This is a genomic window from Marinobacter litoralis, assembly GCF_016427555.1.
Taxonomy (GTDB): Bacteria; Pseudomonadota; Gammaproteobacteria; order Pseudomonadales; family Oleiphilaceae; genus Marinobacter; species Marinobacter litoralis_A.
Genome location: NZ_JAELVS010000001.1, coordinates 1,261,138 through 1,283,487, shown reverse-complemented (window position 1 = coordinate 1,283,487; position 22,350 = coordinate 1,261,138). Strand labels below are relative to the sequence as shown.

30 protein-coding genes are annotated in these 22,350 nt (G+C 55.0%); 3 read left to right on the top strand and 27 right to left on the bottom strand.

Translation table 11 applies throughout. The features are described 5' to 3' along the window. Nucleotides 1–25: 25 nt before the first annotated feature. From JAO79_RS05925 to JAO79_RS05905, 5 genes are all read right to left on the bottom strand, one after another. Nucleotides 26–1,144 carry a hypothetical protein gene (locus tag JAO79_RS05925; RefSeq protein ID WP_199006189.1) on the bottom strand — a complete coding sequence of 373 codons (1,119 nt, stop codon included), beginning with the start codon at nucleotides 1,142–1,144 and terminating at the stop codon, nucleotides 26–28. Next, nucleotides 1,141–2,091, bottom strand: coding sequence for a hypothetical protein (locus tag JAO79_RS05920; RefSeq protein WP_199006188.1), 951 nt, complete (start codon nucleotides 2,089–2,091; stop codon nucleotides 1,141–1,143). Before JAO79_RS05920 ends, JAO79_RS05925 begins: the two co-directional genes overlap by 4 nt. A gap of 109 nt (nucleotides 2,092–2,200) precedes the next feature. Further along, a complete protein-coding gene (locus tag JAO79_RS05915; RefSeq protein WP_199006187.1) occupies nucleotides 2,201–2,704 on the bottom strand; it encodes a CPCC family cysteine-rich protein in 504 nt (167 codons plus the stop codon). A gap of 3 nt (nucleotides 2,705–2,707) precedes the next feature. Continuing rightward, nucleotides 2,708–3,187, bottom strand: a complete 480-nt coding sequence (locus tag JAO79_RS05910) for an FKBP-type peptidyl-prolyl cis-trans isomerase (protein ID WP_199006186.1) — start codon at nucleotides 3,185–3,187, stop codon at nucleotides 2,708–2,710. 57 nt (nucleotides 3,188–3,244) lie between these two features. Further along, nucleotides 3,245–4,507, bottom strand: coding sequence for a dicarboxylate/amino acid:cation symporter (locus JAO79_RS05905; RefSeq protein WP_199006185.1), 1,263 nt, complete (start codon nucleotides 4,505–4,507; stop codon nucleotides 3,245–3,247). Between the two features lie 363 nt (nucleotides 4,508–4,870). Between JAO79_RS05905 and JAO79_RS05900 the strand changes: the two genes are divergently transcribed. Continuing rightward, nucleotides 4,871–5,314 (top strand): YHS domain-containing (seleno)protein, encoded by a 444-nt coding sequence (locus JAO79_RS05900; RefSeq protein ID WP_199006184.1) that lies wholly within the window; start codon nucleotides 4,871–4,873, stop codon nucleotides 5,312–5,314. Nucleotides 5,315–5,504: 190 nt separating this feature from the next. On the opposite strand, the gene trxC is transcribed toward JAO79_RS05900, so the two are convergent. Both trxC and JAO79_RS05890 read right to left on the bottom strand, forming a co-directional pair. Further along, the gene (trxC, locus tag JAO79_RS05895; RefSeq protein WP_199006183.1) at nucleotides 5,505–5,942 is read right to left on the bottom strand and encodes a thioredoxin TrxC; all 438 of its coding nucleotides are present in this window, start codon (nucleotides 5,940–5,942) and stop codon (nucleotides 5,505–5,507) included. A 214-nt stretch (nucleotides 5,943–6,156) separates the two neighbouring features. Beyond that, a complete protein-coding gene (locus tag JAO79_RS05890) occupies nucleotides 6,157–6,402 on the bottom strand; it encodes a hypothetical protein (protein WP_199006182.1) in 246 nt (81 codons plus the stop codon). Nucleotides 6,403–6,701: 299 nt separating this feature from the next. Between JAO79_RS05890 and JAO79_RS05885 the strand changes: the two genes are divergently transcribed. Both JAO79_RS05885 and JAO79_RS05880 read left to right on the top strand, forming a co-directional pair. Next, nucleotides 6,702–7,247, top strand: coding sequence for a nucleoside 2-deoxyribosyltransferase (locus JAO79_RS05885; protein ID WP_199006181.1), 546 nt, complete (start codon nucleotides 6,702–6,704; stop codon nucleotides 7,245–7,247). Further along, nucleotides 7,240–7,737: an MOSC domain-containing protein gene (locus tag JAO79_RS05880; RefSeq protein ID WP_199006180.1), complete on the top strand. Its 498-nt coding sequence runs from the start codon at nucleotides 7,240–7,242 to the stop codon at nucleotides 7,735–7,737. Before JAO79_RS05885 ends, JAO79_RS05880 begins: the two co-directional genes overlap by 8 nt. Nucleotides 7,738–7,754: 17 nt before the next feature. Here JAO79_RS05880 and JAO79_RS05875 read toward each other — a convergent pair whose 3' ends face one another. From JAO79_RS05875 to urtC, 20 genes are all read right to left on the bottom strand, one after another. Beyond that, nucleotides 7,755–8,057, bottom strand: a complete 303-nt coding sequence (locus JAO79_RS05875; protein ID WP_199006179.1) for a hypothetical protein — start codon at nucleotides 8,055–8,057, stop codon at nucleotides 7,755–7,757. A 77-nt stretch (nucleotides 8,058–8,134) separates the two neighbouring features. Next, the gene (locus JAO79_RS05870; RefSeq protein WP_199006178.1) at nucleotides 8,135–8,434 is read right to left on the bottom strand and encodes a helix-turn-helix domain-containing protein; all 300 of its coding nucleotides are present in this window, start codon (nucleotides 8,432–8,434) and stop codon (nucleotides 8,135–8,137) included. Further along, nucleotides 8,424–8,741, bottom strand: coding sequence for a transcriptional regulator (locus JAO79_RS05865; RefSeq protein ID WP_199006177.1), 318 nt, complete (start codon nucleotides 8,739–8,741; stop codon nucleotides 8,424–8,426). Before JAO79_RS05865 ends, JAO79_RS05870 begins: the two co-directional genes overlap by 11 nt. 60 nt (nucleotides 8,742–8,801) lie before the next feature. Further along, a complete protein-coding gene (locus tag JAO79_RS05860; protein WP_199006176.1) occupies nucleotides 8,802–9,740 on the bottom strand; it encodes an NERD domain-containing protein in 939 nt (312 codons plus the stop codon). A gap of 68 nt (nucleotides 9,741–9,808) precedes the next feature. Next, on the bottom strand, nucleotides 9,809–10,354 hold the full coding sequence (locus JAO79_RS05855; protein WP_199006175.1) for a PIN domain-containing protein: 546 nt from the start codon (nucleotides 10,352–10,354) through the stop codon (nucleotides 9,809–9,811). Between the two features lie 116 nt (nucleotides 10,355–10,470). Further along, nucleotides 10,471–11,223, bottom strand: coding sequence for an endonuclease/exonuclease/phosphatase family protein (locus JAO79_RS05850; protein ID WP_199006174.1), 753 nt, complete (start codon nucleotides 11,221–11,223; stop codon nucleotides 10,471–10,473). A 105-nt stretch (nucleotides 11,224–11,328) separates the two neighbouring features. Next, on the bottom strand, nucleotides 11,329–12,333 hold the full coding sequence (locus tag JAO79_RS05845; protein WP_199006173.1) for a hypothetical protein: 1,005 nt from the start codon (nucleotides 12,331–12,333) through the stop codon (nucleotides 11,329–11,331). A 111-nt stretch (nucleotides 12,334–12,444) separates the two neighbouring features. After that, a complete protein-coding gene (locus tag JAO79_RS05840) occupies nucleotides 12,445–12,807 on the bottom strand; it encodes a DUF2513 domain-containing protein (protein WP_199006172.1) in 363 nt (120 codons plus the stop codon). A 79-nt stretch (nucleotides 12,808–12,886) separates the two neighbouring features. Next, nucleotides 12,887–13,207, bottom strand: coding sequence for a hypothetical protein (locus JAO79_RS05835; RefSeq protein ID WP_199006171.1), 321 nt, complete (start codon nucleotides 13,205–13,207; stop codon nucleotides 12,887–12,889). Nucleotides 13,208–13,748: 541 nt separating this feature from the next. Beyond that, nucleotides 13,749–14,324: a HupE/UreJ family protein gene (locus JAO79_RS05830; RefSeq protein ID WP_199006170.1), complete on the bottom strand. Its 576-nt coding sequence runs from the start codon at nucleotides 14,322–14,324 to the stop codon at nucleotides 13,749–13,751. Between the two features lie 43 nt (nucleotides 14,325–14,367). Then, the gene (gene ureG, locus JAO79_RS05825) at nucleotides 14,368–15,006 is read right to left on the bottom strand and encodes an urease accessory protein UreG (protein ID WP_199006169.1); all 639 of its coding nucleotides are present in this window, start codon (nucleotides 15,004–15,006) and stop codon (nucleotides 14,368–14,370) included. A 23-nt stretch (nucleotides 15,007–15,029) separates the two neighbouring features. Further along, the gene (locus JAO79_RS05820) at nucleotides 15,030–15,743 is read right to left on the bottom strand and encodes an urease accessory protein UreF (protein ID WP_199006168.1); all 714 of its coding nucleotides are present in this window, start codon (nucleotides 15,741–15,743) and stop codon (nucleotides 15,030–15,032) included. After that, entirely contained in the window at nucleotides 15,715–16,263 is a 549-nt protein-coding gene (gene ureE / locus JAO79_RS05815; protein ID WP_199006167.1) for an urease accessory protein UreE, read from the bottom strand. The genes JAO79_RS05820 and ureE overlap by 29 nt, the downstream gene beginning before the upstream one ends. Before the next feature lie 22 nt (nucleotides 16,264–16,285). Further along, a complete protein-coding gene (gene ureC / locus JAO79_RS05810) occupies nucleotides 16,286–17,989 on the bottom strand; it encodes an urease subunit alpha (protein ID WP_199006166.1) in 1,704 nt (567 codons plus the stop codon). Between the two features lie 147 nt (nucleotides 17,990–18,136). Next, nucleotides 18,137–18,454 (bottom strand): urease subunit beta, encoded by a 318-nt coding sequence (locus JAO79_RS05805; protein WP_199006165.1) that lies wholly within the window; start codon nucleotides 18,452–18,454, stop codon nucleotides 18,137–18,139. 10 nt (nucleotides 18,455–18,464) lie between these two features. Continuing rightward, nucleotides 18,465–18,767 carry an urease subunit gamma gene (gene ureA / locus JAO79_RS05800; RefSeq protein WP_114334330.1) on the bottom strand — a complete coding sequence of 101 codons (303 nt, stop codon included), beginning with the start codon at nucleotides 18,765–18,767 and terminating at the stop codon, nucleotides 18,465–18,467. Nucleotides 18,768–18,795: 28 nt separating this feature from the next. Next, the gene (locus tag JAO79_RS05795) at nucleotides 18,796–19,692 is read right to left on the bottom strand and encodes an urease accessory protein UreD (protein ID WP_199006164.1); all 897 of its coding nucleotides are present in this window, start codon (nucleotides 19,690–19,692) and stop codon (nucleotides 18,796–18,798) included. Beyond that, nucleotides 19,689–20,387: an urea ABC transporter ATP-binding subunit UrtE gene (gene urtE / locus JAO79_RS05790; protein ID WP_199006163.1), complete on the bottom strand. Its 699-nt coding sequence runs from the start codon at nucleotides 20,385–20,387 to the stop codon at nucleotides 19,689–19,691. Before urtE ends, JAO79_RS05795 begins: the two co-directional genes overlap by 4 nt. Next, complete coding sequence (gene urtD, locus JAO79_RS05785; RefSeq protein WP_199006162.1) at nucleotides 20,387–21,211, bottom strand: urea ABC transporter ATP-binding protein UrtD; 825 nt, start codon at nucleotides 21,209–21,211, stop codon at nucleotides 20,387–20,389. Before urtD ends, urtE begins: the two co-directional genes overlap by 1 nt. Next, on the bottom strand, nucleotides 21,208–22,347 hold the full coding sequence (gene urtC / locus JAO79_RS05780) for an urea ABC transporter permease subunit UrtC (RefSeq protein ID WP_199006161.1): 1,140 nt from the start codon (nucleotides 22,345–22,347) through the stop codon (nucleotides 21,208–21,210). Before urtC ends, urtD begins: the two co-directional genes overlap by 4 nt. Nucleotides 22,348–22,350: the final 3 nt, after the last annotated feature.

Genomic DNA, 22,350 nt, shown 5'->3' with positions numbered 1-22,350 from the left:
AGCTCATTCGAAACGTGCTTTGTCATCAATATTTGCGTGGCGTTAACTTGAGCGTACCTTGGTTATACATAGGAGCTGACCGAGGCGTGGCACAACCGACCAGTGTCTTTTGCATCCTGGATCCAGCATCCCAATCCCGGTTCAGGGCAGCCAGACTGGCTCGGTCAGCACAGCTGGAATTCCGCAAATCCACCATCATCTGCTCTCGCGATACTCGGGCGCTATCGGGTACCTTGATTTTTCGGTGCTCCAGATTAGCTAAGGCCTGCTTAGCTTCCTCTTTCTTGTAAACCGCCGTCATAAACGCATCGAAGGAATCATTATTCACTGCCCCACGCTGATCGACCAAAACCTCGCTATCCTTTGCAACGGCTTCAGCCTTTCTGCGCGCTGTTTCTGCCTGCTCTTGCAACACCGTATGCAACCAGCTTTTCACAGCCCAAAGATTGATAGATGCCGAACGCACAGAGCTGCCCCATTTATTTGCATGCGAGCCGCTCCATGAAAAAGCATTGCTGTTTTGTATGGCCCTCGTTTCATAGGCTGCAAGCATATCGGCATACAGTTTTTTCGCAGTATCCGGATGCTCATGACGGTTGGTCAGATCGTTCCAAAACAACTCGCGCCACAACGGACTGGAAGGAAAATTAAAGCTCGGTTTATCAGATCCCGCCGCTCTCATAATACCCGCATCACACACGAACAGTGATGAGCTGTTAATCGGCAGCCCAGGTGCCAGAGGGTAGGCAATATCCACATCGGAAAGCGTGATATCCCGTAATACAGAAGGAGGCAGTTTCCCCGCGCCAAAAGAGCCTTCGGCTGCCCCCGTGAGCCCCGCATCAAACCCATCGTCTCCAGCCGCAACAGACAACAGTTTCCAGGCCGCCACACAGGTGTATACCGGCTCCCCAACAAGCACCCCAAGAGTAAGCCGACTTTCAACCTGAACAACCGCGGAGTAACCGGTGGTGTCATCTTTCACCGTGATCTGATCCGCGCTGAAGCTCACCGTATGGGGCCCCGCCGTCGGGGGAATAACCGCAGCGTGCACCACCGACAAAGAGAGACAATAACCGAGTGCCATAAGCAAGACGCGTTTGATCTTCAGGAATCGCCCCAGATAAACATCGTACATGGTCATAGGTAAGCCTCCGCTTCAGCCGCATAAGCCATATGGCGAGAATCCTTTAGATACATCTGAGCAGCTTTGCGGGCATTATCGGTGTCCCCGACCCGGGACAGGGCCTTGGCAAAATGAAAATAGAAGGTATCCGGTAGCTGAACCCTCAACGCCTGAATCTTGAAGAACTGCTGAACCGCACATTTGTAGTCAGACTCATTCATACACGAGCGGATCTGGTGAACGTAATGGGTATACAGTTCCGGCTTGCTCAGCCAGCTTTCAGAAAAAAGATTGAGGCGGTCAAGTGTTGCTTGCTTGTAAAGAGAAGTGTGGGAGGTAGATACATCTCCCGCGCGCAATTCTCCATGAACAACGACAGATGTGGGCTTAAACGGAGCGCTTTCCAGCGCCTCTTTAAGATTAATCGAAGCCTTGCCACCAGATATGCGCGGCTGAAACGTCTCATGCCACTCCCGTGCCTGATTGCTTGCGACTACCGAAACCTTCAATTCAGCAGACGGATGAGCAAGGTAACCGGAACGCGACTCCTGATCGATGACTCGAGCTACGGTCTTGTCGCCATTATCGTAAGGGCCAGACCACTCCCCCTCTCGGCCAAAACATTCGGAGGGCGTATCAAGGCAGATGAGCCAGAGAAATGGATTCAGAATGTATAAGAGATTCGGTTCTTTACTGTACCGAGAATAGTAAACCGGCTGGTCGTAGAGCACTTTTTGAACCAGATACGTCTGTTCCAGTTCCATCACATACCAGCCATCGCCCACGAACAATGTCGACGATTTAAAGGTTACATCCTTAACCGAAGTCTGCTTGGCTTCGTATTCCGGCTGCCAAGCCTCAACCTGCGAAACACCATTACGCGTGTGTGAATGGGTAGTGCCGCAGCCCGTCAGTGCAAACAAGGTAAGGGCGAGCAAAACAGAAACAACTCGGGAGCTTGTCATTTTTTTATTAGGCCAAGTGTCCAGTATGCAACTGACGTGAGTAACGGACTGTTATACCCTAAAACCGTCACACACAGTTTTGTTTTATGTTTTTATTCTGTGCACATATTCAACCACGCCCACGCGCAAGTGTCATCTGCCGCTGTTCAGCTTTTCGCAACGCTCGCTCTTTATCAAGAATGCTCTTCCAATGGCTAGCGCGCTCATTGTCAGGCAAGGACAGTAAACCATCAAACAAGGCTCGTAATTCCTGTTTCAAACTTACCACCTCTGGACCATCGTTACCGGTCAGCGTGGTGTTGCGTTTGGGGTTATACATAGTGCCAAACGCCCGCACATTAGCCCTTGCTTCGGTCAGAGTGTACTCGCCATTTGGTCCACCGCCCCACTGGTGGGTGTTGTCATCGTCTTCTCCGTCGTCCTCCCAAATACAAAGACAACAGATTTCGTAACGCCCTCTTTGCTTCAGCGTTGGATAGCCGCAACAAGGGCAAGGCACCCGCTCAACCTTCGTGCGTTTATTCAAAACAACGGGGCCACCCGCCGCCATAAAGAATGCCCGCCGCCGTTCAAATTCAACCGGACGCTCTTCACGCCAATCAGAGCTAGACACGACTCAGTGATGCCCACCCGGCCCATGGGCGTGGCCGTGGGCAATCTCTTCGGCATCGGCATCGCGCACTTCGATGATCTCGATATCGAAGGTCAGGGTTCTACCGGCCATCGGGTGATTGGTGTCCACATCCGCAAACTTAAGACCGACCTTGGCAACCACCACATGGCGCGGGCCCTGCTCGGTTTGAACTTGCGCAACCATGCCTTTCTTCCAGCGCTTGGCTCCCATCAAATGCTTCACCGGCACTCGTTGAATGGCATCCGGTTTGCGGGGCCCATAGGCTTTTTCCGGGCTGATGGTTACGCTGAAAACTTCGCCCGTTTCGCGGCCTTCAAGGGCTTCTTCCAAACCTTGGATAACACCGCCGTGGCCATGCAGGTAAGCATTCGGCAGACCTCCACGGGAGGTTTCAACAACGTTGTCCTGTTCATCACGCACACTGTAGTGGAACAAAACCACTTTATTCTTTTCGATTTGCATAAAATTCTCTGCAACGGTTAAAAGTACGACATTATAGCCAGCTGCGGTCCGGATGCTCTAAGACAACTGCTGCTCCAGCTCCATCGAGCTTTCCGGCACCGATTCGTGCTTCTCCTCGGAACGGCCAATCACCGAGGTAACCACCAGATCCCCGGTGACATTCATGGCGGTGGCGCCCATACCAACTAGAGCATCAATCGATACCAGCAAGGCCACGGTTTCAATGGGCAATCCCACCTGGGCAAACACCGTGGCAATCATAACAATACCCGCGCCCGGCACACCGGCGGTACCGATAGAAGCCAACGTACCGATCAGGACGATTTCCAGCATGGTGACGTAATCCAAGGGCATCCCCACCACATTGGCCGCAAACACAGCGGAAATGGCAATACGGATCGCCGCGCCATCCATATTGATGGTGGCACCCAACGGCAAGCTGAAACCATAGATACGCTGCGGGATTCCCATACGACGGGCTGCGTTTAGCGTCAATGGCAGAGTCCCGGAACTGCTCTGGGTCGCGAAGGCCGTGGCGACCGGTGCCCGTGCTTCACGAATAAAGTCGCGTAGGCTAACACCATTCAGGCGCATCAGAACTCCGTAAACCAGCAGCTGCACCGCCAGAGCGATGTACAACACCAACACCATATCGCCCAGCGCCAGTATCGTCGCCATACCCTGCGCACCGGCGGTACTGGCAACAATCGCAAACACGCCAATCGGCACGTATTGGAGAACCCCAGACATCACCTTCATAGTGACATCGTTCAGGCCAGACACCACGCCGTACAACTTTTCCGCCGATTCGCGGTGAGCATCTGACTCCCGCAGTTTCAGCAGGGCCACACCAAACACAATCGCGGTGAAAATAATCCCCAGCAGGTTCGGCTTGGCAAACGCTTCCACAATATTGGCAGGCACAATGTTCAACAGCACCTGTACAAAGCCCGGGTTATCCGGCACCTCGACGGTGGCCGACGACGATAATTCCAGACCATTACCGGGCTCGAATAAGGAAGCCACTGCCAGCCCCACCACAATGGCCAGCGCCGAAGTCAGCACATAGAAACCCAGCAGCTTCCGGCCGACACGGCCCATGCTGGAAAGGTTGGCCTGATTGATGCCCACCATCAGGGTAAACAGCACAATCGGCACGATCAGAAACTTCAACAGCTTCAGCAACAGCTCCCCGAGCGGATTCAACCATTCGGCCACCACCGGCCCGCCGACAAGGCCGACCACCAAACCCAGAACCAACGCAATGCCAATGCGCAGCACCAGTGAAGACTTCAGATAAACATCAAGTACAGCTTTCATAGGGGCTCCCGTTAAACCCTGGCCCGTTAATGAGCAAGCGATTAAATACGTAAGGCGGTGGATTCTGGTCAGCGGCAGGCTATGGGTAAACCGGTATTCCCACGTACGTTACGCACAGAAGCTGTGGATAAGATTGTTGGGAACCTAGGGTTAAACCGCCATAAGCCTTGTGGCGCAAGGGCTCGAAAGATTTGATGCAAAAATGGCCTATATATGAAGGCTATATGGATATAGAGAATCCGTCTCAACAGCGGCAACATGACCAACGGCGGGAACATGCCTAACCGCTGCCGGTCAAACCGAGCAACCGGGAAGATAAATACACCGCTCGGGCAACGCCTCCCGCTCTTCGAGGAAACCGACATGAGCACACGACTGGCATTCATCACCTTCGCGCTTCTATTCACGACCGATACCTATGCCGCGGAACCTGCCGTTTACACCGGCCTGCTGAGTAACACAGGCGCGGGCGGCTACGACACCGTTAGTTACTTCGAGACGGGAAAAGCCACAAAAGGCTCGGGCGACTACACCACCGAGTTTCAAGGCGTGACTTGGCGCTTCGCGAACGCGGAAAACCTGGCGCGTTTCGAGGCCAACCCCGAATACTTCGCCCCCGCCTATGGCGGCTACTGCGCCTGGGCAGTCGCCCAAGGCTACCTTGCGAAAGGTGATCCACAACACTGGACCATCCGGGACGACCGCTTGTACCTAAACTACAGTCAGTCCATACAGGACCGATGGCTGGAGAATCCCGATGGGTTCATTCAGCAAGCGAACGCCAATTGGCCGACTGTCCTGGAATAGTCACATCGCAGCGTACAGCTCGTCGATCCAGGCAGAAAAACGCCAAACTGCCACGAACTTTACGCACAAAAGCTGTGGATAACTGTGTTGGGAACCTCGGGTTAACCTTGCATAAGCCCCGTGTCACAGGGGCTCCGGGAAATTGATGCTAAAACAGGCAAGTTGGCGAGCATAGCGCCAACGCTGTCATTTACCGGGTTGCCGATTGCAGCCACTGATTAATCTGCCCCTGATTCATGGCACCGCTTTGGCGGGCGACTTCCCGGCCGTTCTGAAACAAAATCACGGTAGGAATACTGCGAATCGCAGACTGACCGGCTGGCCCAGGCGCTTGTTCGGTGTTCAGCTTGGCAAAGCGGACTTTCCCATTCCAATCTCTCGCAGCCAGCTCGAACTGGGGGGCCATCGCTTTACACGGGCCACACCAACTGGCCCAGAAGTCCACCAGCACAGGCACATCGCTGCGTTTCGTGTGTGCAGCAAAGCTCTGTTCCGTTAACTCCAGAATCTGATCTGGCCACAGCGGTTGTTTGCAGGCACCACAATTGCCGCCGGCTGACAGCTTGTCGGCAGGTACACGGTTCACTTTGTCGCAATGGGGACACACCAGGTGTCGAACGTTAGTCATGATGCATCTGCCTCTGATTGGTTAGTTGTAGGAATAATCAGGGCATAAGAAGAGAAATCAAGCAACGCGATAAGCTGCGGGACCGTCGTGCGGAGGCAATAGGGACGACCGCCTGCTCCTGAACTACTACCAGACTCTTCAAAACCTATGGCTGGCAGACCTCGAAAGATTCATTCAGCAGGCGGACGCGAACTGGCCAAGCGTACTGGAAACGTTACATCGCAGCGTCCAGTTCATCGATCGCTTTATTAAGCACCTTTACCGACTCGGCGTGCTTACCCTGGTTGTGCAGCGCCTGCCCCCTATCCCGGAGTTCCTTGATTCGGGTTTCCGTTGCACTGTCCAGTTGAACCATCTTCAGTTGTTCATCAATCTTGTGTATCAGCGTAGGACAATGGCTGGCGAAAACGCTGCTCGCAAAAAACACAGTGAATAACAGAACCGCAAGATAACGCATCATAGCTCCCCCTTATTCACACGCCCCTGTTGAGTATAGACGAGCAAGCATCCACGGGCCGCTGAACTCAAATCCTCCGTGCACTTTACTCACAAAACCTGTGGATAACTGTGTTGGGAACCTAGGGTTAACCCATCATAAGCCCCGTACCACGCGGCTTCGGGAAACTTGATGCAAAAATGGACGATGCACCACCAGATAGAAAGAAACGCATTCATTCAGTGGTGAATTGCAGACCTATCCACAAAGCAGCACTGGGCACGTAAACTGGCTCATCAACCGAAATAAGAGCCGAGGGTCACATGACATCACCAAAACGCATCTACCTCGCCGGCCCCGAAGTGTTCTTCCCCGTCGAAGAACACAAGGCCATCGTGGCCGAGAAAAAGCGCATACTTCAGGAAGCCGGATATGAAGGCGTAGACCCGCTGGACACCGCTCTGACGTTTTCAGAAAACGAAGCCAAACCCGAACGCGGCCACCGAATCTACCAGGCTAACCGCGAACTGATGGACAGCTGCGATGCCATCATTGCCAACCTCACGCCGTTTCGAGGCATCAGCGCAGACCCGGGCACCGTGTTTGAAGTCGGCTATATGATTGGCCAAGGCAAACCCGCTTTGGGGTTTACTCTGGACAGCCGGAACTATCGCGACCGCGCCGGTGCTGCCGATCAAGATGAACATGGCCACGCCATTGAGGACTTCGAAATGAGCGATAACCTGATGATCGAAGGCGGCATCCACGAATCCGGCGGCCAGCTACTGGTGGCAGAACAGCCCGGGGAACACCGGTTTTTCTCGGCGGCGCTGTTTCGCAACTGCGTGCGAGCACTGGCCCATGCTTGAACCAACCCCACTACAAACCCTGCTAGATACCCTGCCCCAACGCGGACGCGTGGAATGGATTGGCACCCGCCCCGCTCGCGGCGAGCCTATGCAGGCAATCGAGCGCGTGGCAATCACCCCGGGCAAAGGCCTGGAAGGCGACCGATTCGCCGGGCGCGAAACCAGCAAACGCCAAGTCACCCTGATTCAGCAAGAACACCTGCACGCCATTGGCTCCTTCCTTCAGCGAGAAGCCATAGAACCCGAAGTGTTCCGGCGCAACATAGTCGTCTCTGGCCTGAACTTACTGGCGCTGAAAGGCAAAATGTTCCGGATAGGCAGCGTGGTGTTGGAATACACTGGCCAATGCCACCCCTGCAGCAAGATGGAGATAACGCTTGGGCCCGGTGGCTATAACGCCATGCGCGGGCACGGCGGGATTACCGCGAGAGTGGTTGAAGGAGGCGAGGTGACACTCGACGACGAAGTGCAGGCTTTGTCCTCACCTTAACTGGCCTGAACAGCACCCTAGCGAACGAGAGGGTAAGCCGCCCTCACCTGCCCCATCACAATGCGCGCATCTTCCGGCTTCAGGCCATTTTTGCGTAACTGCGGCATGACCATCGCGCCGACGTTCTTACAGCGGGAAGGGGCAATACCGTGTTTCGTGAAGATATCGGCAATAGCCTGCAGTTTAGCATCTGGGTTGGCTTTAAGCAGGTTGCCGATTTCGATGGCGCAGGCTTGCTCGGTGGGGTCGGTGTTTTGTTTGCTGCGCCAGATTAGGAAGGCGGTGATGGCGGCGAAAATGGCGAGGATTAGGAATTTCATAGAACACTCATGGTTGGGCTGTTTAGAGATCAACGTGCCGGAGCGCCATCGTAGGCGCGCCCGACAACAGCAGCTTGTTAACCCCTGAGCTCGAGGCCTTCCCGAATAATCTCCGGATGACGAAAAGCAATCTCAATGAGCGCCTTTGCTGGCCCAGAAGGCTTACGCCGCCCCTGCTCCCATTCCTGTAGCGTGCGCGGGGAAATATGAAGCACCTCGGCAAACTCCCGCTGTGTGAGGCCCGTCTTGCCACGCGCCTCTGCAACTTCATTTGGCTCCACACGACTGACTCGAGCAGCTTTGCCAGCTTTCATCTCTTTAACAGATTGAAGCAGCTTGTTGCCAAGCTCCTCGGCACTCAGAGTTTCATTGCTCATTTTCCAATACCTCACGAATGGACTTCAAGATATGCGCGGGTATGTTCTCCTTGACGGCCTTCTTGTAGATCACCAACAGCCAGATCTCACCATTTGCCAATCGGGTGAAGTAGATAACTCGCACTCCACCACGCTTCCCTGAACCCGCCAACGACCATCGAACCTTTCTACATCCACCGCTACCCGGAATGGGATCGCCGATTTCCGGATTAGCTGCCAACCAAGTGAAGAAGGCGTTCCTTTCTTCTTCAGTCCAGATTTTTCCTGCATCTGCTTCGAATGTAGGGGTTTCGATGATGGTAAACATGACAACCAATATACGTCAATGACGGACTTTTGCAAGGTGACGGATCTATCTATGAGCGGGTCAACGGTTCATGCCGCCGCGAATATCACCCCACTTAACTGCAAACGGAATGCTTTTCTGGCAAGACTGACAATCCAGATACATATCAGATCTGGATTTTCGGGTCTTGGTAGAAGCTGAGCCGCATGCTGGGCAGCCATGCTTGAGAGCAGTATTTGTTGAGCACTTGGCGCACACAACATAATAGCCGAAGCGTCCATATTGAGCTCCGAGAGCATCGGTCTCACCGCATTTTTTGCAGCTCACTGTTACGAAATCCTGGCCAAGCGTTTTTGGCACTTCAGCGTGCTTAGCGGCAGGCTTGGTGTCCGTTACTGGTGTTGGTTCGCCGGACCGCTGGTAGTTCTTCAAGAACGAATAAATCCGATCCATCTCGTCCGCTGTAAAGCGCGGCTCACTCTTAGCGAAGCTTTTCAGGCCGCTGCTCGCAGCTTGGGTAAGGTCTTTGATCTTATCGACAAGAAACTCGGTTTTAACGATATGTTGTGAGATATCCGCAGGGATATTGTCCCGATCTAATCGCGCAGAGCTGGAAATCGCGATCACGGTTTTGTATTGGCGCAAACCAAAACTTTGCTGCAGGCCCAGAAGCTTCCCGATCAGCTGGGAGCGATGCTCCTGAAGAAGAGCCTTGAGATTGTCTATCTGCACTGCGGCCTGCTGCACCGGGGAGGGAATGCCAAACCATTCCTCTTTGTAGGATCGTTCCCATTCACCCAGAGAATTCACGCGCACCGAGCCCTGAATACTTTTACTTTCAACGACTATAAATCCGGCTTTGTAAACAACCAGATGATCAATTTGAGAGTTAAAACCATTCACCTCAATCACAAGATCATTGAGGATTCTGTAGTTATCATTACTGCCAAAATACCGGTCAAGGAAATAGGAAACCTGTGATTCCTGCTTCTCCCCGGCCATTCTTTTGAAATCGGGCATTACTGCGTCTCCTGTACCCGTAATCCTTTAAGTGCCCTCGCCAAAATAAAATCGCCCTAGTCTTACCTTCAAGCCAAATACTCCACGCCGGTATCAGACACCTTTAGAAACTTAGCCTGTACCAATTGGTTAAGGGCTTTCTGAATAGCTACCTCGTTTCCCTGGAGCCGGAGGTGAGAAGCGATGTGGTTGCGAAGGCTAGCGACCTTCTGAGGGCGTTTATCTTTTGGTCTGGCAGATAAGTTTTTGATCAACTTCTGAGTTTCACCAGACGCACCAGCAATCTTCACCTGCTTGCAGGCCCGCCCACTGGACTTGATGTGAGCAATCAGCGGCGAGAACCCCGAATCGTTGCTTATCACCTCAAACGACACCGTTCGGTCGGCCTGGGCATCGAACTTTCCGAGATAATAGGCAAGATGGAAATCGAGATTATTCGCCTGCGTGGCCTTTAGCTGAATGACCACCATATTGATCGGTTTATCATACTTCGTGTCCATGAAGTCCAGCTTGGGCTGCTTAGCCCCGAGGAACACGATGACCCGCTCATACTCTGAGAGATTGACCTTGCCGAGATTGCCTACGTTCTCGTAGTCGATAAAAGCCCATTTCATTTCTCAACGTCCTATGTCGGTTCGTAAATCGATCTTTTTGCATTCCCTAAGATGCCCGCATAACCTGCCGTGAACTGCGCAGCGGTTGGAGGCCCTGCGTTCCGTTGACCAGCTTTTTAACGGTTGATGATCAGCGTCAAAGGAACATGGTCACTTGTCGAAATCCAGTCATCATGCTGGCCGATCTGCAAATTACATTCTTCGGTCAAGTCAGGCGAAGTAAAAGCGTAATCAATGTGGTACGCCTTTTGGCGATTCCGCTGGAGGAAAAATGTTGGGATGGTCTCGCTTCCCTGATTTTCATCGAAAACTCGATGGTACTGGCTTTCGAATCCCATCGCTCTAAGCTCGGCAATTACGTCCGAGTGATTCCACCACCGATCAGGCTTATCCCAGCGCACATTGCTATTAAAATCACCGAGAATGACTGTTTTTGGCTTGCTAAGGTCTTCACGATGGATCTGAAGATACTTCCAAAATTGCCCCATGTAACAAAATGCTTCGTCATTGCGCCCCTTTGTCCACACGGCCAGCACGGTAAACTCGTCGTTAATAGTGAAGGGAAGAAAAAGCCTGAGATCTTCTGTTTTCCAACTCAGCGTTTCGCTTTTGCTGACCAGCCCCGATACAGAAAAGCTACCGCTCCAATTTAACTTTTCTACTCGATGGCCGTTTCGGGGAAAGATGCCAATACCACGATTCTTTGACTCACCCACCCATAGGTACGCACCGGCCCACTCCCTGTATGCAGGGGACGATAGCGCAGGGTTTTCACATTCCTGAACCACCAAAACATCAGCTTGCAAGCTCTCCGCTTCTGCAAGCTTTCGCCTCAACGCTCCGTTACAGTTCCAGGTTACGATATTCATAGATAAAGACAGTTAACGTCGAAGCACAGCGGCGACCTTGCAGTGGCGACGCAGGAGCCACTTAAAGGGCGTCCGGCGGCCACGGCCGCGTACTGCTGCGACTTGTTAAAAAGTGATTAAAGCTGCAATCTTGCTAGAAGCGATGCCAAGGATGATTGTCAGAAATGAGCCTGCTAACAACTCGATCCATCTACTTTTTTTGCCGCTGTTAAATTCGTTTATCAATTTCGAGTCGCCTCGATTTAAATTAACATAGGAAATAGGCATATATCGATCGATCGAGTTCTCGATTAACTTTCCAGCAAAACCAGCAAGTGTAACCAGAAGATAAAGGCCGACTAGAAATATTACAAAAAGCTTGGCAATGTATGTTGCGTTTAAATCTACAAGGTTACTATCATCAATATAACTAAGCGTAAAAAAAAGAGTGGATGCCGCAACCAATGGGCCAAAAGTTTTTGGGAAAAATGATGAGTATTTCTTCAAAATCCTTATAGATTTTGGCTCTGAATTAGTATTACAACCTCTAATCCATTCATCAAAAGCCTCCACGAATCCTCTCGCCACAACATAATCAGCGTATTCAACACTAATTTCAGCTACATCTCCTGCCATCGCAGCAAGGAAATGGCCAGGAATGAAAGGTGGAGCATCTTCCTTTAACTTTTTGATTAGGGCAACCCTGGAAGCCAACCTAATAGTCACAACATATTCTTGGGGGTTCTTTCGCCCAGCAACTACAATTGCGAAGTTGTACTTCAAAACTACGTTCATTGTTGGGCTTGCTGAATTCGAGTTATAAGCTAAAAACCTTTCAAAGGATGTAAACTGCTCTTTGCGATCTTGATCATGAAAAATTGAAACCGTTTCATTTCTTGCAACAATTGTGTGAATATCACAAAGTTGTAGCATTTTATGATGCAATTGCTCTATCTCTTGCATTCCAATCAATAGACTTTCATCGTATTTCTTTTTAATCTGTTCAGTTCTACCGGTGATCTGATGATAAATGTCCTGATAAACTTTTATTGGTATAACCGGTGAACCTTGCCCATCTCCAACCTGAACAGATTGGGTGCCGTCATCAGAATGATCGATTAGCTCACTCACTATTTGTACCTCTTTTTAAAAATTGTAACGCCGCTCAGCACGCGCGGCTGCGGAATGGAGGCGAAGCCGCAATGGAGTAGACGTCGCTGTGACTGTAATGGTTAGGCATTCCTATATTCCAAGCGCAGACTTCGCCAATGATACCGCTACAGTTTTGACAAGTTCATAGGTCATTGCGCCGCCATGCTCAGCGATTCGAACTTTCGTTTTATGCCAAAGTTTTTCGTCCCGAATTGCATCGAGAAAATCATGCCCAGACCAGGTAAGTCGCCGAAGAACAAAATGGGTAGGGCCTGTTCCTATGCTTTTTGATAGCGAGGCATCTACCAAGCCTGCTTCTGCAAGAAGTACAACTTGATATGAAACTTCGTGAGCTCGCCCTTCATCAAAATCTTTCAACGAAAGAGACGAGTCCGGCGGCAACTTCTCCACTTCACCGAGGATTTCGCGAATCGTATCCCAGTTTCGTTCCATTCTCTTTGCCTAGATGTCCAGTCCTGTCAATTGCCGGGTTATCCGGTCTACGATACCCCAAGGATTTGCTTGAGTGCGCCTACCGAAAAGTTTCGCCCTTGCTTGCGTCGAGGTAGATGCGATTAGAGATCGTCATGCCTCCACAGTAGGTGAAATAAACGGGTTCGTCTTTATAAGTGGTTGTGGATTTCATCCATCCACCCATCTCTTTAAAGTCGCCAATTGAACATTGCTCGCTTTTTAGCAGATTTTTGGTCGCGGCGATAAATTCACTTTCGTAAGTAGAGTAATCGTCTGACTTTGATACAGCTTCGGCAATGGCCGAGTCATCAGGTAGGGGCTCAGTGCACCCACCCAGTACAGAGAACAACAAAATAGCAATTATAACTTTTTGAAACATAATCCTTTTCTCTCTGCCTAACAGTGATTAGATAGAGCGCTTCGTTATTGGACAAAAGTGGCTTCCACTATCCGCGCCCACCATCAAATATTAATTTATTTTTTTCTATTTTAAATCAGCGATTTGCAAACATAATCAATCATCCCCGATGTAATCGCGTGACCACTTCATTATTGCAATAACGAAGCAGGAACAATGATCTTGGCGCAGAGCCTTTCGCAAGGCCCCCAAAATGCCTAGGCACACGAAAACCACCTTCGTTCAAAAAACCTGAACAAGGCACCAAGAAAAACCAGCGGTAAAAGGGGCGAGAGAGATTCGAAAAAAATGAAGCAGCAAACTGAAATCCATCTGTCGTCCCTAACAGCGGCAAGTTCCCTTGTGTGTATACATACACTACCTAATTTTCAGTAAACTTCCTATATAGTCAATCTGAAATTCAGCAAATTCGCGACGGATGCACGAATTTGCTGTTGAGGCTTCGGGAGGGATTTGTCGTGCAGTCAGGTATGGCGGGGCATTCTATGAGTTGGTAGCTAGCTCAAGCCGCCACCAAATACGCCCCCGCAGCCGCCAGCACACCACCAACCCCGCGGCTAAACCGGCTATCCGCCTTCATCATCAAGCTACCCAGCCCGCGCCCAACCAACGTGATGGCGAGTGTGGCGATGGAGAAACCAGCCAGATACGCAGCCAGTGTTGCGCCTTCGGGCATTTCTGCGCCATGGGCAAAGCCGTGGAATAACATAAAGGCACCAACCAGGGTGCCACCCACGGCGGTGGGCAGTTTCGCCAGTGTGGCAATGAGGATACCGGCTACCAGTACCGAGAAGGTGATGCCGGTTTCAACGCCGGGCATGCTCAGGCCGCCCCACGCCAAGGCTGCACCACCTACCATCCCGCCAATCACAAAGGCTGGGGTGGCGTTTTTCATCAGTTTGTTCTGGCGTACGCTCCAAAAGCCAATGGCGGCCATGGCCAGCAGGTGGTCTAAGCCCAGCATGGGGTGCAGCAGGCCGCTGGTGAAGCCACCTTCGGTGTGGCCGGGGTGTGCCATGGCGGATGCAGAGGCGGCTAGCAGCGCGGCGGCGGTGAGAAGTTTTGAAGTCAGTTTCATGGTGTTGCTCCTGGTGGTTCTAATATCGTGTCTGTTCGGTTGCTCAGGCTTCTTTGGCCAATTTTTCGGGCCGCCTTTCCGGCAGCATGCCGCGCTCAAGAATGAAGCTGATGATGGTTTCCAGCCCTACTCCGTCGTATAGGTTGGTGAACACGAAGGGGCGTTCGCCGCGCATTTTTTTGCTGTCCCGTTCCATGATGTCTAGCGAGGCGTGTACCTGTTCGGCGATGTCGATTTTGTTGATGATCAGCAGATCGGATTTGGTGATGCCGGGGCCGCCTTTGCGGGGGATTTTGTCGCCGGCGGACACGTCGATCACGTACAGGGTGAGGTCGCTCAGTTCCGGGCTGAAGGTGGCCGACAGGTTGTCGCCACCGGATTCCACCAGCACCAGTTCCAGATCCGGGTGGCGGTTTTGCAGATCGTCGATGGCCGCCAGGTTCATAGAGGCGTCTTCGCGGATGGCGGTGTGCGGGCAGCCGCCGGTTTCCACGCCGAGGATGCGGTCTGCGTCCAGCGCTTCGTGTCGCAGCAGGAAGTCGGCGTCTTCCCGGGTATAGATGTCGTTGGTGACCACGGCGATGTTGTAGTGGTTGCGCAGGGCTTTGCACAACTGGCGCAGCAAGGCGGTTTTACCAGAGCCTACTGGGCCGCCGACTCCAACTCTCAAACAATGTGTCATGGCTAATTCTCCTCAATCGTTGTTCAGCTTCTGAAAAGCCTTGAATACTGTGTTTCGTGTAGGGCACTTCCGAGCGCCAATCCCGGCAGGATGGGCCCGAGTTCGTGATCGTTTCGTTCCAGCGCAGCGTCTACGGCTACTGCCAGTTGCGGCCGCAGCTGTTCGATGATGCGCTGGGCGGCCGTGTGGCCTAAAGGCAGCGCTTTGCAGGCCACGGCGAGCTGGTTTTCCAGCCAGGCCCAGGCGAACCCGAGCAGTGTTTGGCGCACGGGCACACACCGTTTATGGGCAACCCAGGCGAACATGGTGATGTAGCCGGGGTCTTTCGGTATCAGGTATGGCTCGGGCAGCAGTTCCAGGTTGCGCAGCAGGGTCACGAGGGCCGCGCCAAGGCGGCTGTCTTCGTCGCTCAGTTCGGCGGTTTCCCGGGTGGCGTGCAGCCAGTCGTTCCACTGCGCCAGCACTTCGGTTTCACTGTCGGCCCAGGCGTTTTGCAATCGCACCAACAGAGGCAGTTCGCAACGGCTTAGGCCGTCTTCCAGTACGCCTTCAATCCACTGGGCCAGTTCGGCTTCGTTGTTCACCCAGCCCAGTTCAAAGGCGCTTTCCAACCCTTGGGACCAGGCGAATGTACCGATGGGCAGTGCCGGGCTGACCAGCTGCATCAGGCCCAGCAATGCCAGATCACTCCCCTGCGGGGCGGCGGCCTCAGTGGGCATCTGCGTGGTTGTGGCCATGGCTGTGCCCGTGGTCGTGATCGTGTGAATGGCTGTGGCTATGGCCATGCCCGTGGGAATACCCGGCCTGGGTGTAGGCACCGGGTTCCGGGTCGAACGGGGCTGTGTGGTGGGTCAGGGTTGCGCCCAAACGTTCCGCCAGCTCTTCCAGTACGTGGTCCGGGGTGATGCGCACATAGGCGCCCTGCTCGTCCATGCCGATGGCCAGTGTTACGTGGCGATTGCCCAGGTGGTAACACAGGCGCGCCAGTGGCTGGCCGTTTTCGATGCGGGCGGTGACTACTTGCTCTTCGGCGGCGCGAATGCGGACGATTTCGCCGGTTTTGGCTTGCAGCAGGTCGCCGTCCCGTAGCACCGGGCCGCGGTCCAGAAACAGGCCCACGTCCACGTTGGTTTCGGTGGTGGCCCGCAAACGGCCGCGAATGCGCAGCTCGTAGGGCAAAATCAGGTTGTCCAGAATCTCGCCGGGGTCGATCCCAGCGTGGTTCGCATCGCCAAGGCGTTTTGTTAGTTCCAACATAATCGGTTCTCCAATTCCCGGCTCAAAAAAGATGGTAGCGCTGGGCCAGGGGCAGTTCGGTGGCGGGCTCACAGGTGAGCAGTTCGCCGTCTGCGTGTACTTCGTAGGTTTGCGGGTCCACGGTGATGTGCGGGCACGCGTCGTTCAGTTTCATGTCTTTTTTGCGAACACTCCGCACGCCTTTGCAGGCGGACAAGGGGCTGTCCAATCCCAGTTCTTCACCAATGTTGGCGTCCAGCGCGGCCTGGCTGACGAAGGTCAGGCGGGTGGCACTGGCGGCTTTGCCGAAGGCGCCGAACATAGGGCGGTAGTGCACCGGTTGGGGTGTGGGAATCGAGGCGTTCGGGTCACCCATGGGGGCGGCCGCGATCATCCCGCCTTTGAGGATGGTGGCCGGCTTCACGCCGAAGAATGCGGGGCTCCACAGCACCAAGTCCGCCAGTTTGCCCACTTCCACCGAGCCAACTTCGTGGGCGATGCCGTGGGTGATGGCAGAGTTGATGGTGTATTTGGCGATGTAGCGTTTGGCGCGGAAGTTGTCGGCGCCTCGTTCCTGGTCTTCCGGCAGCAGGCCGCGCTGCACTTTCATTTTGTGGGCGGTTTGCCAGGTGCGGCACACCACTTCGCCTACCCGGCCCATGGCCTGGGAGTCTGAGGAGATCATGGAGATCACGCCGATATCGTGCAGGATGTCTTCGGCGGCGATGGTTTCCCGGCGGATGCGGGAGTCGGCGAAGGCCACGTCTTCGGGAATGTTCGGGTCCAGGTGGTGGCACACCATCAGCATGTCGAGGTGTTCGTCCACGGTGTTTACGGTGTAGGGCCGGGTCGGGTTGGTGGACGACGGCAGTACGTAATCCTTGGAGCAGGCGGTGATGATGTCGGGTGCATGGCCGCCACCCGCGCCTTCGGTGTGGAAGGTGTGGATGCAGCGGCCTTTAAACGCGGCGAGGGTGTCTTCCACAAAACCGGATTCGTTCAGGGTGTCGGTGTGGATGGCCACCTGGATGTCGTATTGGTCTGCCACGGTCAGGCAGTTGTCGATGCTGGCCGGGCTGGTGCCCCAGTCTTCGTGCAGTTTGAGGCCGATGGCCCCGGCTTTGATTTGCTCTTCGAGCCCTTCGGGCAGGCTGGCGTTGCCTTTGCCCAGAAAGCCGATGTTCACGGGCAGGCTATCAACGGCTTGCAGCATTTTGCCCATGTGCCAGGCACCGGGTGTACAGGTGGTGGCATTGGTGCCGGTGGCGGGGCCGGTGCCGCCGCCGAGCATGGTGGTGATGCCGCTCATCAGGGCTTCTTCTACCTGTTGGGGGCAGATGAAGTGGATGTGGGGGTCGATGCCACCGGCGGTGAGGATTTTACCTTCGCCGGCGATGATTTCGGTGCCGGGGCCGATGACGATGGTGACGTCTGGCTGGGTGTCGGGGTTGCCGGCTTTGCCGATGGCGGCAATGCGGCCTTTTTGAATGCCTACGTCGGCTTTGACGATGCCCCACCAATCGAGGATCAAAGCATTGGTGATGACGGTGTCCATGACGGCATCGTCTGCACGCTGGCTTTGGCCCATGCCGTCGCGGATGACTTTGCCGCCGCCGAATTTTACTTCGTCGCCGTAGTGGGTGTGGTCTTGTTCTACTTCGATCCACAGTTCGGTGTCGCCTAGGCGCACGCGGTCGCCTACTGTGGGGCCGTACATGTCGGCGTAGGCTTGTCTGCTTATTTTCATGTTTTTCTCGCTTTAACCTTGGTGCTGGGCCCGTCGGGGGTTGCCCTTCCGGGAAACGCTCCTTGCGGCACATCCATGTGGCGCTTGTTCTCCGGCATCCATGCCTCCGCACATTCCCGGAAGGGCAACCCCCGACGGTCCTCAGACTTAGTTCCTAGAATCCAAACTCCCCATGACTTCACCCCGGAAGCCGTAGATTTCCCGCTTTCCAACGAACGGAATCAGGGTGACGGAGCGGGTTTGGCCGGGTTCGAAGCGGATGGCGGTGCCGGCGGCAACATCCAGCCGAAGGCCGCGGGCTTTGGCGCGGTCGAAGTTGAGTGCGGGGTTGGCTTCGGCGAAATGGTAGTGGGAGCCGATTTGTACCGGGCGGTCGCCGGTGTTGGCGACGTCTAGTGTGATGCGTTCGCGGCCGGCGCAGAGTTCGATGTCGCCGTCGCGGATTTGGAATTCACCGGGGGTCATATCGAGCTCCTTACACTATTGGATTGTGGACGGTGACCAGCTTGGTGCCGTCCGGGAAGGTGGCTTCCACTTGTACTTCGTGGATCATGTCGGCGATGCCGTCCATCACGTCTTCACGGGTGAGGATTTCGGTGCCGGCGCTCATGAGTTCGGCTACGGTGCGGCCTTCGCGGGCGCCTTCCATGATTTCGGCGCTGATCAGGGCGATGGCTTCGGGGTAGTTCAGTTTCAGGCCTTTGGCTTTGCGGCGTTCGGCCAGCAGGGCGGCGGTGAACAGCAGCAGTTTGTCTTTGTCTCTGGGGGTGAGTTCCATAACGTGTTCCGTTGTTATTTGTTGGGCTTCAGGTGAGCCAAATTCTGGGTGTATGGGCCGGTAAGCCGGTGAGCATGGGCCGCAGCAGGTGCCAGGCTTGTTCGCACAGGGCCCAGGCTTCGTTGCGTTCGGTGCCGAGGTAGCGCAGTAGCAGCACGCCTCCGCGGCGGGTAACGGCCCAGCGGTTGTGGTCCGGAAGTTGTTCTCTGAGGGCTTCGATGGCGGCCGCTTCGTCGCTCAGGCCTACGGCCCAGAGGGTTGCCTGCACGGTGGCACCGCCCTGCCCCCAGTGACCGGTGAACCGGCGATGGGTTGGGTCCAGTAACTGGCGTTCCAGCCATAAAGGTTTGCCATCGAGGCTCAGGTGAAAGCGTTGTTCCAGCGCGCCGGTGGCGAAGGGCAGTTCGCTGGCCGGGCGGCCGAGGGCGAGCACTTCCCAGCCGAGGGTTTTGGCCCCGCTTTCGAGTTCGATGGTGGTGGTCTGTTCGCCCCGGGAGCCGTCAAAGGCGATGGTTTCCTGAGGCAGGTATTCCAGGATTGCGGCTTTCGCCACTTGCAATCGGGTGTGCTGCGCCCAAGCCACGCCGTGGCTGTCGGCTTTGTAGAGTTTGGCGGCGGCCGGGGTGGTCAGCAGGGTGTGACCGCCTTCAGCCACGGTGGCTTCGATGCGCAGTTCGTCGCCGCTCACCAAGCCACCAGGCGGGTGCAGCAGGTACACGTGGCAGCAACCGTGTTTGCCTTCCGGATAGAACGGGCGCTGTACCCGCAACGGGCCGGTGTGCTTGCGGCGCACCATGCGGGTGACGGGCTCGGCCCCGCCCTCGCTTCGGGATTCGAAGCCGAGGGACAACGAGGCCGCCCAGCGCCGTTCGGTATCGAACCGGTGGCCAGAGCTATGGGTCGCGATGGGTTGGTACGCGGTCATACGGTCAGGTGTTTCTTGATCAGCTCGTCGCTCAAACCTGCGATCTCACCCTCTGCGACTCGCCGGCCCCGGTCCAGGATGGCGAAGCGGTCTGCGTATTTGCGGGCGAACGGGAGTTTCTGTTCCACCAGCAGTACCGTCAGGCCATCTTCTTCGATCAGTTTGCGAATCACCTCGCCAATCTGGGCCACGATGTTGGGCTGTATGCCCTCACCCGGCTCGTCGAGGATCAGCAGTTTCGGTTCGATCACCAGCGCCCGGCCGATGGCCAGTTGCTGTTGCTGGCCACCGGAAAGATCGCCGCCGCGGCGGTGTTTCATTTCCTTGAGCACCGGGAACAGCTCGTAGATGCGCTCGGGGATTTTTTTGCTGCCGTCTTTGCGGACCGCCAGGCCCGTGCGCAGGTTTTCTTCTACAGTAAGCAGCGGAAAAATCTGCCGGCCTTGGGGCACGTAGCCGATGCCCAGGCGGGAGCGGTCTTCGATTTTCTTTTGGGTGAGCTCTACCTCGCCCGCCAGCGCCATGTTGCCGCTCTTGACGCTTTCTTCCCCCATGATGCATTTCATCAGCGTGGTTTTACCCACGCCGTTGCGCCCCATCACGCAGGTGCATTGACCTTGGGGGATGTCGAGTTCCAGATCCCAGAGGGTGTGGCTTTCGCCGTAGTATTGGTTGAGTTTCTCGATCTTGAGCATTAGGCCTCTTCCCCCAGGTACACTTTGATCACTTCCGGGTCGTTCGACACCTGGTCCATGGTGCCTTCCGCCAGCACGCTGCCTTGGTGCAGCACGGTGACTTTGCGGGCGATGGAGCGCACAAAACCCATGTCGTGTTCCACCACCACAACCGACTGTTTACCGGCCAGGCTGGTAAGCAGTTCGGCGGTGCGTTCCATTTCCTGTTCGGTCATGCCCGCCACCGGCTCATCCACCAGCAGCAGCCGTGGTTTTTGCATCAGCAGCATGCCGATCTCCAGCCACTGTTTCTGGCCGTGGGAAAGAATGCCTGCGGGTTTGTTGCACAGGGGTTCCAGCTTGATGGTTTCCAGTACCTCGCCAATGCGGTCCCGGTGCTCCGGCTTCAGGATGGCGGTGAGTGTAGGCCAGATGCCTTTGTTGGTGGCCATCGCCAACTCGAGGTTTTCGAACACGGTGAGGGCTTCAAACACCGTCGGTTTCTGGAACTTGCGGCCGATGCCCAAACTGGCGATTTCCGGCTCGTTCATAGTCAGCAGGTTGTGGCGGCTGCCAAACCATACCGAGCCGTTATCCGGGCGAGTTTTACCGGTGATGATGTCCATCATGGTGGTTTTCCCGGCGCCGTTGGGGCCGATGATGCAGCGCAGTTCGCCGTCGTCGATGGTAAGGTTGAGGTTGTTGATGGCATGGAAGCCATCGAAGCTCACATTCACATCTTCCATATACAGAATCGGGCCGTGGCGCACGTCTACCGGGGATTGGGCGGGCTCCAGAAATTCGAACACCCGCTCTCGGTTGGTCAGTTGCTCGAACATGCTCATGCGGTGGCCTCCTGTGCAGCTGGCGCGTCGTCATTGGCGTTGGCTTTCCGGTCTTTTTGTAGCAAGCCGGCAATGCCTTTAGGCAGGAACACGGTAACCAGCACGAACAAGGCACCAAGGGCGAACAACCAGGCATCTGGCATCACGCCGGTGAACACGGTTTTGGCGTAGTTCACCAAAATGGCGCCAATGACGGCCCCATAGAGGGTTGCGCGGCCACCCAAGGCCACCCACACCACAATTTCGATAGAGAACAACGGCGAGAATTCACTGGGGTTGATGATGCCCACTTGCGGTACATACAAGGCCCCGGCCACACCCGCCAGCATGGCGGATACCACGAATACGAACAGCTGCACCCGCTCTACCCGATAGCCCAGGAATCGGGTGCGTGCTTCGGCATCCCGGCAGGCGATGCTGACCCGGCCCAATTTGCTGGTGACAATGCCGCGGCAAATCACATAGCCGATGGCCAGCGCCACACCGGTAGCAATGAACAGCCCGAGCCGTGTCGCGTCGCTACGCAGGTTAAAGCCGAGAATGTCGCGGAAGTCGGTCAGGCCGTTGTTGCCACCAAAGCCCATTTCGTTGCGGAAGAACGCCAGCATCAGGGCGAAGGTCAGCGCCTGGGTGATGATCGACAGGTACACGCCGGTGACGCGGGAGCGAAAAGCCAGGAAGCCGAACACCAACGCCAACAGGCCGGGTGCCAGCAGCACCATGATGAAGGCGAACCAGGCCATGTCGAAGCCGAGCCAGTACCAAGGCAGCTCCTGCCAGTTCAGGAACACCATGAAGTCCGGCAACAGCGGGTCGCCGTAGGTGCCGCGATCGCCGATTTGGCGCATCAGGTACATGCCCATGGCGTAACCGCCGAGGGCAAAGAAGGCACCGTGACCCAAACTGAGAATACCGAGGTATCCCCACACCAAATCGACCGCCACCGCCAGCAGGGCGTAACACAAATACTTGCCCAGCAAGGTTACGGTGTAGGCGCTGACATGCAGCGCGCTGTCTTGTGGCATGAACAGGTGCAGAAAAGTGACCAGTACCAAGGCGCTGAACAACACGCCAAGGAAAATCTGGGTGGAACGTTCCTGAAACGGCCGGAACAGCCAGGTTTGTGATGAAGCCATAAC

Bases quoted from the DNA above. Each gene is read 5' to 3' on its own strand.
- JAO79_RS05925 (WP_199006189.1), bottom strand. From the start codon at position 1,144: ATGACCATGTACGATGTTTATCTGGGGCGATTCCTGAAGATCAAACGC.
- JAO79_RS05920 (WP_199006188.1), bottom strand. From the start codon at position 2,091: ATGACAAGCTCCCGAGTTGTTTCTGTTTTGCTCGCCCTTACCTTGTTT.
- JAO79_RS05910 (WP_199006186.1), bottom strand. From the start codon at position 3,187: ATGCAAATCGAAAAGAATAAAGTGGTTTTGTTCCACTACAGTGTGCGT.
- JAO79_RS05905 (WP_199006185.1), bottom strand. From the start codon at position 4,507: ATGAAAGCTGTACTTGATGTTTATCTGAAGTCTTCACTGGTGCTGCGC.
- JAO79_RS05900 (WP_199006184.1), top strand. From the start codon at position 4,871: ATGAGCACACGACTGGCATTCATCACCTTCGCGCTTCTATTCACGACC.
- trxC (WP_199006183.1), bottom strand. From the start codon at position 5,942: ATGACTAACGTTCGACACCTGGTGTGTCCCCATTGCGACAAAGTGAAC.
- JAO79_RS05890 (WP_199006182.1), bottom strand. From the start codon at position 6,402: ATGATGCGTTATCTTGCGGTTCTGTTATTCACTGTGTTTTTTGCGAGC.
- JAO79_RS05885 (WP_199006181.1), top strand. From the start codon at position 6,702: ATGACATCACCAAAACGCATCTACCTCGCCGGCCCCGAAGTGTTCTTC.
- JAO79_RS05880 (WP_199006180.1), top strand. From the start codon at position 7,240: ATGCTTGAACCAACCCCACTACAAACCCTGCTAGATACCCTGCCCCAA.
- JAO79_RS05875 (WP_199006179.1), bottom strand. From the start codon at position 8,057: ATGAAATTCCTAATCCTCGCCATTTTCGCCGCCATCACCGCCTTCCTA.
- JAO79_RS05870 (WP_199006178.1), bottom strand. From the start codon at position 8,434: ATGAGCAATGAAACTCTGAGTGCCGAGGAGCTTGGCAACAAGCTGCTT.
- JAO79_RS05865 (WP_199006177.1), bottom strand. From the start codon at position 8,741: ATGTTTACCATCATCGAAACCCCTACATTCGAAGCAGATGCAGGAAAA.
- JAO79_RS05860 (WP_199006176.1), bottom strand. From the start codon at position 9,740: ATGCCCGATTTCAAAAGAATGGCCGGGGAGAAGCAGGAATCACAGGTT.
- JAO79_RS05855 (WP_199006175.1), bottom strand. From the start codon at position 10,354: ATGAAATGGGCTTTTATCGACTACGAGAACGTAGGCAATCTCGGCAAG.
- JAO79_RS05850 (WP_199006174.1), bottom strand. From the start codon at position 11,223: ATGAATATCGTAACCTGGAACTGTAACGGAGCGTTGAGGCGAAAGCTT.
- JAO79_RS05840 (WP_199006172.1), bottom strand. From the start codon at position 12,807: ATGGAACGAAACTGGGATACGATTCGCGAAATCCTCGGTGAAGTGGAG.
- JAO79_RS05835 (WP_199006171.1), bottom strand. From the start codon at position 13,207: ATGTTTCAAAAAGTTATAATTGCTATTTTGTTGTTCTCTGTACTGGGT.
- JAO79_RS05830 (WP_199006170.1), bottom strand. From the start codon at position 14,324: ATGAAACTGACTTCAAAACTTCTCACCGCCGCCGCGCTGCTAGCCGCC.
- ureG (WP_199006169.1), bottom strand. From the start codon at position 15,006: ATGACACATTGTTTGAGAGTTGGAGTCGGCGGCCCAGTAGGCTCTGGT.
- JAO79_RS05820 (WP_199006168.1), bottom strand. From the start codon at position 15,743: ATGGCCACAACCACGCAGATGCCCACTGAGGCCGCCGCCCCGCAGGGG.
- ureE (WP_199006167.1), bottom strand. From the start codon at position 16,263: ATGTTGGAACTAACAAAACGCCTTGGCGATGCGAACCACGCTGGGATC.
- ureC (WP_199006166.1), bottom strand. From the start codon at position 17,989: ATGAAAATAAGCAGACAAGCCTACGCCGACATGTACGGCCCCACAGTA.
- JAO79_RS05805 (WP_199006165.1), bottom strand. From the start codon at position 18,454: ATGACCCCCGGTGAATTCCAAATCCGCGACGGCGACATCGAACTCTGC.
- ureA (WP_114334330.1), bottom strand. From the start codon at position 18,767: ATGGAACTCACCCCCAGAGACAAAGACAAACTGCTGCTGTTCACCGCC.
- JAO79_RS05795 (WP_199006164.1), bottom strand. From the start codon at position 19,692: ATGACCGCGTACCAACCCATCGCGACCCATAGCTCTGGCCACCGGTTC.
- urtE (WP_199006163.1), bottom strand. From the start codon at position 20,387: ATGCTCAAGATCGAGAAACTCAACCAATACTACGGCGAAAGCCACACC.
- urtD (WP_199006162.1), bottom strand. From the start codon at position 21,211: ATGAGCATGTTCGAGCAACTGACCAACCGAGAGCGGGTGTTCGAATTT.
- urtC (WP_199006161.1), bottom strand. From the start codon at position 22,347: ATGGCTTCATCACAAACCTGGCTGTTCCGGCCGTTTCAGGAACGTTCC.